Source organism: Peptostreptococcus russellii (assembly GCF_003012055.1).
GTDB lineage: Bacteria > Bacillota > Clostridia > Peptostreptococcales > Peptostreptococcaceae > Peptostreptococcus > Peptostreptococcus russellii.
The window spans coordinates 456,781-468,895 of sequence record NZ_JYGE01000003.1; the positions used below are offsets into that span (position 1 = coordinate 456,781).

At 29.2% G+C, this 12,115-nt stretch carries 12 protein-coding genes; all 12 read left to right on the top strand.

Annotated features, from left to right (window positions below; translation table 11 throughout):
• The first annotated feature begins 2 nt into the window (after positions 1–2).
• A complete protein-coding gene (locus UF10_RS03995; protein WP_106776524.1) occupies positions 3–560 on the top strand; it encodes a DUF308 domain-containing protein in 558 nt (185 codons plus the stop codon).
• Positions 561–1,493, top strand: coding sequence for a TIGR01212 family radical SAM protein (locus tag UF10_RS04000; protein ID WP_106776525.1), 933 nt, complete (start codon positions 561–563; stop codon positions 1,491–1,493). It begins immediately after the preceding gene.
• A 261-nt stretch (positions 1,494–1,754) separates the two neighbouring features.
• Positions 1,755–2,330, top strand: a complete 576-nt coding sequence (locus UF10_RS04005; protein ID WP_106776526.1) for a zinc dependent phospholipase C family protein — start codon at positions 1,755–1,757, stop codon at positions 2,328–2,330.
• Between the two features lie 118 nt (positions 2,331–2,448).
• Positions 2,449–3,201: a TVP38/TMEM64 family protein gene (locus tag UF10_RS04010; RefSeq protein WP_242969037.1), complete on the top strand. Its 753-nt coding sequence runs from the start codon at positions 2,449–2,451 to the stop codon at positions 3,199–3,201.
• 16 nt (positions 3,202–3,217) lie between these two features.
• Positions 3,218–3,871, top strand: coding sequence for a ribonuclease H1 domain-containing protein (locus tag UF10_RS04015; RefSeq protein ID WP_170062443.1), 654 nt, complete (start codon positions 3,218–3,220; stop codon positions 3,869–3,871).
• Between the two features lie 167 nt (positions 3,872–4,038).
• Entirely contained in the window at positions 4,039–4,377 is a 339-nt protein-coding gene (locus tag UF10_RS04020) for a hypothetical protein (RefSeq protein ID WP_106776528.1), read from the top strand.
• Between the two features lie 388 nt (positions 4,378–4,765).
• On the top strand, positions 4,766–6,211 hold the full coding sequence (locus UF10_RS04025; RefSeq protein WP_242969038.1) for a VanW family protein: 1,446 nt from the start codon (positions 4,766–4,768) through the stop codon (positions 6,209–6,211).
• Between the two features lie 206 nt (positions 6,212–6,417).
• Positions 6,418–7,284, top strand: coding sequence for a YitT family protein (locus tag UF10_RS04030; RefSeq protein WP_106776529.1), 867 nt, complete (start codon positions 6,418–6,420; stop codon positions 7,282–7,284).
• Positions 7,285–7,460: 176 nt separating this feature from the next.
• A complete protein-coding gene (locus tag UF10_RS04035; RefSeq protein ID WP_106776530.1) occupies positions 7,461–8,420 on the top strand; it encodes an MORN repeat-containing protein in 960 nt (319 codons plus the stop codon).
• A 33-nt stretch (positions 8,421–8,453) separates the two neighbouring features.
• Entirely contained in the window at positions 8,454–8,816 is a 363-nt protein-coding gene (gene folB / locus UF10_RS04040; protein ID WP_106776531.1) for a dihydroneopterin aldolase, read from the top strand.
• 287 nt (positions 8,817–9,103) lie between these two features.
• Complete coding sequence (gene dnaG / locus UF10_RS04045) at positions 9,104–10,927, top strand: DNA primase (protein WP_106776532.1); 1,824 nt, start codon at positions 9,104–9,106, stop codon at positions 10,925–10,927.
• A gap of 15 nt (positions 10,928–10,942) precedes the next feature.
• On the top strand, positions 10,943–12,115 hold the full coding sequence (gene rpoD, locus UF10_RS04050) for an RNA polymerase sigma factor RpoD (protein WP_106776533.1): 1,173 nt from the start codon (positions 10,943–10,945) through the stop codon (positions 12,113–12,115).

Here is a 12,115-nt window from a genome sequence, read left to right on the forward strand (position 1 = left end):
TGATGTATATGTTTTTAAACTTTAATTTAAATAATTTATACAATAAAAAAAATAGTCGAAAGTTGATAATCTTAGGAGTAATACTTTTAGCTGTGGGTGCTTATTGCTTGTCTAGAAAAACAGTTGGTGTCAACGTGTTTTCTTGGGGAATAGCTATTGCTTTTTTATATGGTGCTTGGCTAAAGCTAAAAGATTTCAATGAACTAAGCAGATATGCAGATAAGTCAGAAATTAAAAAGGCCAGAAATATTAGTATAATCCTGTTTATTATAGCTTTATTATTATTTATATTTCCAAAGTATATAAATATGGCACTATCGATAGCACTAGGTGCCTATATTTTATACTATGAAATGTCTAGATACTTAAGAAATAGAAGGTATTCAACATATTATTTCGGGACATGGAATATGTTGAAAATAGTAATAGCTGTTCTCCTAATAGTATCCCCTTTATTTTTGACTAAATTCTTGGTAAGTATATTATCATTTATAGCAATAATATTTGGGATAAACTTTATGACTACAGGAATAAAATTAAGAAATGGTGAGAGGTTTTAAATGACGAAATTTAAATATAGTATAGAGAATAAAAGATACCATACATGGAATTACTATTTAAGGAAAAAATTTAATAGTAAGGTATTCAAAGTCTCTATAAATGCTGGATTCACTTGTCCAAATATAGATGGAACAATCGGCTATGGTGGATGTAGCTATTGCAGTAAGGAAGGGTCAGGAGACTTTGCAGGTAATCCAAATGATAATCTAATCAAGCAGTTTGAAGATATAAAGGAAATGATGAAAAAAAAATGGCATAATGCTAAATATATTGGATATTTTCAAGCATTTACAAATACTTATGCCCCAGTAGAAGTTTTGAAGGAAAAATATGAAACTATTTTGAAGCAAGAAGATGTAGTAGGCTTATCTATATCGACAAGACCAGATTGTATTCCTGATGATGTTTTAGAATACCTTAGTGAGCTAAATAAGAAAACAAATCTATGGGTTGAATTGGGGCTTCAAAGCATTCATGAAAGTACATCTAAAATAATCAATAGAGGACATGATTTTGAAGCCTTCAGAGAGTGCGTAGAGCGATTGAGAAGCCATAATATTGATGTTGTGGTACACATTATTGATGGACTTCCTGGTGAGGACTATGATATGATTATGGAAACAACAAAAAAAATAGCCAAGATGGATATTCAAGGAATAAAAATACATCTTCTACATGTAATTAAAAATACACAAATGTCAAGGATGCTTGATAATGATGAGATAAAACTTTTAGAAAAAGATGAATATGTAAAACTTATTTGCGATCAGCTTGAAGTATTACCTCAAGAAATGGTTATACATAGGCTTACAGGCGATGGGAAAAAAGAAGATTTGCTAGGCCCTCTATGGAGTCTCAAAAAATGGGAAGTTCTAAATGCAATCGATGATGAGTTAAAAAGAAGAGATAGTTGGCAGGGGAAATACTTTTAAGTATTTCCTTTTTTAAAAATATTGAAACAATCTTATCTTATATTCTTTATATAATAAAATGATAATATTATTTTGTTATATAAAGAATATAGCAAAAAAACTTTATCTATAGAATTTCTTTAGAAATTCTATAGATAATCTTATGTATATTATCGATATAAAACTATTGAAAAATTGATGATTTAGTATTACAATCAGTTTATAGAGAATTTGTATACACAGTCTGTATACATTATATGTTTGAAATGAGGGCGATAACAAATGATGATGAAGACGCATATTATTATATCAAAGTCTTTACTAGATAATACAGATGATGATAAAAAGTTTTTTTTAAGTGAAAAGAACTTTACATATGGAAATATAAAACCAGATATTCTATCAAAATATAAATTAAAAAAACATTATATGTATGAATCATATGATATGGTAAAAAATAAAATAGAATTTTTAAGTAGCTTAGATCTAGATACACTTGAAAAACATTATAACAGAGCCGAATTTTCTCAGGAGATGGGAGTAATCTGCCATTTTTTAACGGATTTTTTCTGTGTTGCTCATAGTGAAAGATGGGAGTTTAAACACAGTCTAAAAATTCATGTCAAATATGAAAGCGGACTAACAAAGGTTGCTAAAGATTTTAATATTAAAAATGATAGAACACAATATGTTGATAATATAGACAGATTTTTTGAAAAGCTGTATACTGAATATAAGGCTAATGGTAACTTCGAAGAAAATGATTTAAAGTATTCTACATATATGTGCAATACAGTTACTAATTATATATTAGACTGTATACTTAGTAATACTGTTAAGTCTCATTCAGTAGCATAATTAAAGAAAAATACTATGGAGGAATATTATTGATTCCTCCTTTTAAATTAATAAGATTTTTTAAATACTAGATAATTTATATAATTGCCTAGTATTTTTATTAAAAAGAGGTGATATTATGATGCAATCTATTGAGCACATTTTATACCTAGCACAAGATTATTGGATATTATCAATTGCTTTGGGATTTTTTGCAGCTTTTGTAGAAAGTTTTATACCAGCATTGCCCCTGATGGCTATTGCAGCTATAAATGCAGCAATTAACGGTTTTATCATAGGATTTACTACTTCTTGGTTGGGCTCGTGTGTCGGAACAATTACAGTTTTTTATATAATTAGAAAAATTTTGGATACAGAATTTTTTCAAAGAATTTGGATGCAAAGGTTAAAAGATAAGCTAGATGTCATAATAAGTAAGGTAAATCGTTCGGAATTTAAAGCTTTATTTGTTTTCTATGCAATACCAGTACTTCCAAGTTCTCTTCTTACTCTTGCTTCTGCAATTTGTGATATAAAATATAAAGTTTTTATACCACCTATGATGTTCGGTAAGTTTCTGATGATGTTTTTGGTAAGTTATGTTGGAAGTGATATTAAAGGTTTTTTACACAGCCCAGTTAAAATTTTAGTAGTTGTAGCGATTTCAGTTCTTTCTTATTTTATTGCCAATAAAATGAAAGATGATATGGAAACACATGAAGATGAAGCCCTTATTGAGTATAAGAGGTTTAAAAATAAGAGACTTATAAAGAAACAAACAAATAAATTAATCAGTAAATACCACAGTGAAAATCAACTATCTAGACAATATCTTTCAAATGAATTTTTAAGATTAATTGAAAGGATAATAGAATTTTTCAGAAGAAGGTAAATATTAAGAGGTGAATATGTCTAAACAGAAATATTATGTTGTGAAAAATGGAAAAATTAATGGAATTTTTTTAAATTGGGATGATTGTAAGAAAATGATACATGGTCATAAAAATGCTTTATACAAATCATTTTTTGATCCTCATGAAGCAATTGATTATTTGATTTCTAATAACTCAACTATATTGAAAGAAGAAAATAGTTCTAGTGATGAAAAGCTAAATATAAAAGAAAATGCAAATACGGACTCTTTAGATCTAATAGAGGCCTATGTAGATGGGAGTTTTGATGTTTCGTCACAGAGTTACGGATCTGGTGGAGTATTACTAAAAGACGGTAAAATTATAGAAACTTTCTCTAAAAAAGGAAGTAATAAAGAAAATGTTTCAATGAGAAATGTTGCTGGTGAAATAGAAGCTGCTATGATTGCAATGCAGTACTGCTATGATAATAATTATAAAAATTTACGTATATATTTTGATTATAATGGTATTGAAAAGTGGTGTACAGGAGACTGGAAAGCCAATAAAATTGGAACAAAAAAATATAAGGAATTTTGTGATGAAATGAAGAAAAAAGTAAATATTTCTTTTCAAAAGGTAAAGGCTCATAGTGGAGTTGAATATAATGAGCTTGCCGATAAACTAGCAAAGGAGTCTATTTTTTACTAAGATAAGGGGTTTTTATGAATAATTTACGAATTTAATCCACTTTTTTTAAAAAATTGTTAGAAATATTAAAAAACTAATTGATAAAAGTGTCATAATTTGTTATTATGTTATTAGTAATGATTAAGATCCTAGTTGGTATTATAAAAATACGCTAGAATAAGGGGAGGATGGTGAAAATATTGAAAGACATTATAGTCAAAGCTAGCAGTTTTTTTAGTCGTGCAATTAGATACTTCGTATTTTCAACATTAATTTCTTTTAGCGTATGTACTATATTAGTGGTAGCAAATCTTTTTATGGGAGTGAGAGTATCCCTAGGTTTTTACATGCTGTTATCCCTAGCTTTTGATTTGGCACTAACGACACTTATCTGCATATATAATGGTCATAAGTTATTCTTACCTATCAACAAACCTCTAATAATGAAGTTAGAGCGTGAAAGAGTTGAAAGAGCTAGACAGTCTAAGAAAAGACAAGAGAGAAAATATAAAAAGAAAATATCTTAGTTTGTATATATAAGCACAGCTTTTAGCTGTGCTTTTTTAATAGAATTTTTATTATTAATAGCTAAAACTTTTATTTTAAAAGTAAATAAATACGTTTAAATATAAAACTATTGGATAATAATATATATTAGATGTATCTTAGGATAGTTGTACATATAAACTTAGAACCATTCAAATTGTAATGATTTGTAATGCTTTTTTATCGGTATATATATTGATTGACTTGAGTTTGATATGATATAATTAGTATCGTTCAAAGTATTTTGAAAATATATTTTTTAAATACTAAAATTAACTTACACATAATTTGTGTTAGTTGCTATCTTTATTAATATTAAAAGTAATCAGAAAGGAGATTTACCTATAGTATATTTAAATTTAAAATTTAGTGGCTATAGTAAAAGTGAATAAAATGGACTTTTTAAAAAAGAATAAGAAAATAATTATCCCAGTTGCAATAGTTATTGGCGTGATTGGAATCGGAATGGCAGCTTTAAGCGCACAAGTAAATTCTGATAAAATAGCAAATAATATAGAGGTTTCTGGAATTGATATAAGCGACCTAAATAAGCAGGAAGCTATTAAAAAGTTAGAATCTCAAAAAAAATTCAAAAATGTAAATCTTAAATTTGGAAATAGCAAGTGGACTATAGACAACTCCGAAATAGATTTAAAAATAGATTTTAAAAAAACTGCTGAAAATGCATATAATATTACAAGAGAGAATTCATATTTTTCCAATCTCGGAAAAACTTTAAAATCTGACTTGGGAGATAAAAATATAGTCAATCTTGAAATGAGCTATAATAAAGAAAAATTAGAGAAAAAACTGGAAAGAATAAAAAAAGAATTAGACTCCCCAATGAAAAATGCAAGCCTTGAATTTGTTGATGATAAAATAAAAATAATAAAAGAAGAGCCTGGAAGAGATATGATAGTAAAATCATCACTTCATGAGATAGACTATAATTTAAAGCAAGATAACTTCGATATAGATTTGATAGTAAAATTAAAAGAATCAGCTATTAAGTCAAGTGACTTAAAGGGGATTGATAGTTTACTTGCTGAATATTCTACTACATTTGCAGGTATGCCTAGCAGAGATTATAATATAAGAAAATCCGCAGTAGATACAAGTGGAGTACTATTAAAGCCAGGGGAAGAGTTTTCTTTCAATGATATCGCAGGAGAAAAATCTATTTCAAATGGATATAAAAATGCACCAGTAATAGAAAGTGGTAAGTTGGTTCCTGGACCAGGCGGAGGAGTTTGTCAGACTTCTTCAACTATATTTAATACTGCACTTCTTTCTGGTATGGAGATTACTACTAGAAAAAATCACAGTATTCCTTCAAATTATGTTGATTTAGGAAGAGATGCAACAATAGTAGATGGAGATCCGGGTCAGGACTTTAAATTTAAAAATCCTTATAAGCATCCAGTTTATGTTCAAAATCTAGCTTATGATAATAAGATTGTTTCTCAAATATATGGTGCAAGTGAAGATAAGCCTAATATAGATATCGCTACAGAGATGACAGGGTCATTTGGCGGTGGAAATAGAACAATTGCAGATGCAAGTCTACCTGCTGGAAGCAGAGTTGTAGAAAAATATGGAAGACCTGGATATAATGTAGTCACATATAGAATATTTAAAGATGAAAAAGGAAATAAAATAAAAACTGAAAAAGTAGCAGTTAGTAGCTATCCTTCTCAAACAGGTATTATAAGAGTAGGTGCAGCTGCTCCTAAAAAGCCAGTAGCTAATCCTGTAGCTCAAGGTCCAGCAATTGCAGCAGCTCCTAGGAAAGCTCCTGTATCAGCTACAAATTAAATAAAATAAAATAATTTTTTATAAAAAGAATATATGTAAGCATTTTATAGATATAAAACAAATTATAAGTAATATTATATTATAAAAATTAAGTTGGAAAGCTCAGTTTACTGGGCTTTCTCTTTTTATATTTTTATATTTTTTTGCAAAATTAATTCATATGTTATAAAATAGTATAAAAGATTATAATTAATTTGGAGGAGACAATGAGTCAAGTAAAAGATAGATTGCGTGAGCACCCAAGTTTAAGAATGGTGACAATGATACTGGGTCTATTTATATCTGCACTAGGTGTAAATGGTTTTTTAAGACAGGCACATTTACTGAGTGGTGGAGTAACTGGTTTTGCTACAGCAATCAACTATGTAAGCGGAATTAATGTCGGTTTAATGGCATTTCTATTAAATATACCTATATTTATTATTGGTTTTATATATCTTGAAAAAGATTTTTGCATATTTAGTTTAATAAATATGATAATTTATTCCCTTATATTAGGTCTTACTCAGGACATAGGTTCTATTATTCCCGTACATGATAAGTTTATTCAAACAATATACGGTGGTTTCTTAAACGGACTTGGAATAGGCTTAGTATTTAGAGCAAAAACATCAACAGGTGGAACAGATATAATAGCTGCAATACTAAAAATAAAAAAGAATATAGAAATAAAAAATACAAGTTTTGCTGCAAATGTTATAGTTGTTCTTTTGGGTAGTGTAATGTTTGGACTGACTCTTGGTTTATATACTTTAATTGGTTTTTATATAAATTCACTGGCCTTAGGATTTATAAAGGATGCAATGAATTATCAAAAATCACTTATAATTATATCTGATAAGCCAGAAGAGATAGCTGATGACATTATGAAAGAACTAATAAGAGGGGTAACTTTCCTGCATGCAGAAGGTGCATACACAGGTGAAAACAAAAAGCTTGTATATACTATTGTGTCGTCAAATGAAATTCCTAAGATAAAGGAAATAGCTTTTAAACATGACCCTAGAGCTTTTGTAACGATAAATGAAGTAAATGAAGTAAAGGGGAGAGGGTTTAAATCAAAAGATTTATAAAGTAAATGGCCATTGCGAATTTACAGGAAAAGATATTTCTTCCTTTAAATTTTTTATTTCAATGGTCTTTAATTTTGTTAGAAATATTTTTCTTGTTTTAAAAGTTAAGGAAATATACTATAATAGATATAATGAATATAAATTAAAAACAAACAATTATGATTGGAGGTATTAATTTGAGCCTATCAAAAAATTATGTAGAGCTTTATAGCAACTACTTTAATGAAATAGATGATATAAATAAAAGTTTAAAAATGTTCAAATTAAAGAAGAATAACGCTCTGAAAAAAGGTATTTTTGCTTCTGATGAAGAAGTATATGAATTGGAAACTCAATTAATGGGTCAACCTTCAGATAAATTAGAGAAACTAATAGAAACAACAAAAGCTGACAACGAATATGTAGAGTCACAGAAGGAAGAAATATCTAAAAATAAAAATTTAGCAGATGTATTAAATATTCTCGAAGATTCTGATGAAGATAAGTTGGAAATGGCAAAAGAAAATGATATGGTACAGATATATAGATTTAGCAATGGAGATATGTATATTGGCCGTTTATTAGATGGAAAGATGATAGGAGTTGGATCTTATATATTCTCTCCAGATAGCGAAGAGAATGATGGCAATATAAATACTGAGTATATTGGTAACTTTGTAAATGGTATTAGAGATGGTAAGGGAATCTTTACATTTTCTAATGGTAATGAGTATATCGGTAGTTTTAAAAATAATAAAAGCACTGGTATAGGTAGAATGAAGTACAATAATGGAGATGAATATCTAGGAAACTGGCTAGATGGAAAAAAAGATGGTCTAGGAATATATACGTGGAATGACGGATATATTTATATAGGTAATTTTAAAGACAGTAAAATGGATGGTATTGGATCTTGTTTCAATTCAAAAGGAGAGCTTGTCTATGATGGCGAGTGGAAAAAGGGTCAAATACACGGAAAAGGTAGATATATGTGGAGCAAGCATAAGTGGTACGAAGGTGAATTTCAACAGGGGCAAAAGCATGGTGAAGGTATCTTTTATTTAAACAATGATCCTATCTATAATGGGACTTGGAAATATGATAAACCATCTATCTTTAATAAAACGTTTGAAGAGGTTTTTTCGAATTTTAATTAGTTATTCTTGTGAATATTTTAGGGAGGCGGTTATATGGATAAACTTATACTAAAATCATGTAAGTTCTATGGATATCACGGTTCTGCCGAGAATGAAAGAATGTTTGGTCAATCTTTTATCGTTGATGTTGAACTATATCTTGATACTCGTTTGGCAGGAGAAACCGACCTTGTATCTGATGCCGTTGATTATGGTAGGGTCTACGATATTATTGAAGATCACGTAGAAAATGAATCTTTTTCACTAATAGAGTCTTTAGCTGAAAAAATTTCATCTAATGTTTTAGAGGAGTTTGCTATTGTAAATGGTATTTTGGTTAGAATTAAAAAACCACAGTCAAAGATTATGGGCAAGTATGACTATGTTGCAATCGAAATAGAACGTTTTAGAGAATAGCAAGTTATAAATTGATAAGGATTCTTTGTTTTTTTAAGGCAAAGAATCCTTGTCAATTTAAGAGAAAAATAAATATATATGGAGTATATAGAAATCTGATTATTCTATATAATTTAAATATATTTTCTTAATTATACAAATAATAAAAGTTTTTTCAAAAAAAAAATTATTATTTGTGGATAAAAAAAAGGAGTTTTGACTTATGTGTCGAAATGTATATATTATGGCTTGACAAATATTATATTTAATGTGACAATATAATATTGTCAGCAATAAAGGATGATATTATGGAAGATTTTAAGGATATAATTGAAGAAATAAAGATAAGAAATGATATTTCTGAAATAATTTCAGGATATATACAATTAAAGTCATCGGGTTCAAATTATAAGGGATTGTGTCCTTTTCACAATGAAAAAACACCTTCCTTTCACGTAAATACAGCAAAGCAAATATATAAATGCTTTGGTTGTGGTGAAGGTGGAGATGTTATATCATTTATAATGAAAATGGAAAATCTCGATTTTATGGATTCTGTGAAGTTTCTTGCAAATAGAAGTGGTATTGAAATCAATGATAATATTGATGAGGGAACGAAAAAGAAACTTGAAAAAATAAAAAGGTTTCAAGAGATTCATATCACTAGTGCAAGATTTTTTTATGCTAATTTGATGGATAAAAAAAACATAGGCTATAAATACCTTATAAAAAGAGGCCTTGATGAAAAGACCATTAAGAACTTTGGTCTGGGTTATTCATCAGATTCTTGGGATGCTCTTAAAAATTATCTCTTATCAAAAAACTATAGCATAGAAGAGATTCAAGAGTGCGGACTTATAGGACAAAGCAAGAAAAATAATAATTATTATGATAAATTTAGAAATCGAGTGATGTTTCCAATATTTGATTACAAGGGAAATGTAATTGGCTTTGGTGGTAGAGTATTAGATGACTCACTTCCAAAATATTTAAATTCACAAGATTCTCTTATATTCAATAAAAGATATAACTTATATGGGTTAAATTTTGCTAGGAAACATATTACTAATAGGACTCTACTTCTTGTAGAAGGATATATGGATTTGATTTCAATGAATCAATATGGAATCAAAAATGTTGTGGCAACTCTTGGAACTGCACTCACTGATGCACAAGCTGAGTTGATAAAAAAGTTTGCTGATAATGTAGTATTGTCTTACGATTCAGATCAAGCTGGAATAACAGCTAGCTTGAGGGCTATAAAAATTCTAGAAAAAAATGGTCTAAAGGCAAAAGTTTTTAATCTAGGAAAGAGCAAAGATCCAGATGAATATATAAGAGCAAATGGACTTTCTAAAATGATGAATGGAATAGAAGCAGCGGATGAGGCAACTAAATTCAAGATAGATACACTGCATAGAAATTATAATTTAGATGATAGTAAGGAATCTGTGGAATTTCTAAAAGAGGCTGTTAAAGTTTTAAATACCATAAAAAGCCCCTTGGAATTGGATTATTACATTAAGTATCTTTCTAGTATGACTGGGATAGAAGCTAATATTATCAAATTAGAATTAAATAATAATAGTAAGCCTAGAGGCAATAAAAAAACAAATCGTTTAATTAATAAAAAACAAGATTTTATTAGGGTAAAGAAAATGAAAGAGGTTGAAGATGGTAACATCTTTGTAGAAATAAACCTTATAAAGGCAATGTTAGAAAGCAAAAAAGCAAGAGATATTATACCCTTAAAAGTCAGTCTAGAAGATTTTTCTGATGAAAATAACAAAAAAGTATATTCAAAAGTTTTATCTCTTGACAAACAGGGCATTATTAAGGTAAGCGACTTAAATGATGATAGCTTTGATGTTGACTATCTTAAAAAATTAGACGAGGTGGATTTATCCGAAATTAACTTAGAAGATGCCTTGGAAATAGGTAAAATCGTCAATCAACTTTTGAATTTCAATTCAAAAGAGAAAATTAATAAACTATCTGATAGGCAAAAAATACTTGAAGATAGAAGAAAGACTATAAAAAATAATACTGAAGAAGCAAAAGAGGTAGATTTGGAAATTATGAAAATAGCTTTAGAAATTGTATCTGAAAACAAAAAATTGAAATCTTTATAGGAGGGGAGGTTAATTATGGCTGAAGAAAAAAAGAAAATAGTTATGAATAAAGCGGCCCAGAAGAAACTTTTTGAAAAGGGCAAAAAAGAAGGAACTGTAACACTTATGGACGTCATGGAGGCATTTCAGGATACCGAAATGGATAAAGAAGTTGCAGAAAACCTTTATGAAACATTGGGAAGTCTTGGGATCGAAGTAGTCGATGGTAAAGAAATAAAAGCAAACATAGATTTAACTGAACCTGATGATTTAGATATCAAGTCAATTGACAAGGAAGAAGAGGAAGATGAAAAGGAAGAAAAGTCATCAAAAACTAAGAAAGAAAAAAAATCTGCAGAAATTGCAGTTCCTAAGGGAGTTAGCATTGATGACCCAGTAAGAATGTACTTAAAAGAAATTGGTAAAATTCCTTTACTTAAGCCACATGAAGAGGTTGAATATGCTAAGAGAATGGGTGAAGGAGATGCTTATGCTAAAGAAAGACTTGTTGAAGCAAATCTTAGACTAGTTGTTAGTATAGCCAAGAGATATGTAGGTAGAGGTATGTTATTCCTTGATTTAATTCAGGAGGGTAACCTTGGACTAATTAAAGCAGTTGAAAAATTCGACTATACAAAGGGCTTTAAGTTCTCTACATATGCTACATGGTGGATTAGACAGGCAATAACAAGAGCAATAGCTGACCAGGCTAGAACTATAAGAATACCTGTTCATATGGTTGAAACTATAAATAAGTTGATAAGAGTTTCTAGACAACTATTACAGGAGCTAGGAAGAGATCCAAAGCCTGAAGAAATTGCAAAAGAAATGAATATGTCAGAAGACAAAGTAAGAGAAATAATGAAGATTGCTCAAGACCCAGTCTCATTAGAAACACCTATAGGTGAAGAAGAAGATTCACACTTAGGAGATTTCATACCAGATGAGGATGCTCCAGCACCAGCTGAGGCAGCAGCTTATTCTTTATTGAGAGAACAGATAGCAGTTGTGCTAGATACTCTAAATGAGAGAGAACAGAAGGTATTGAAGCTAAGATTTGGTCTTGAAGATGGCAGATCTCGTACATTAGAAGAAGTTGGAAAAGAATTTGATGTAACTAGAGAGAGAATAAGACAGATAGAAGCCAAAGCACTTAGAAAGCTTAGACACCCTAGTAGATCTAAGTTAGTAAGAGACTTTTTAGACTAA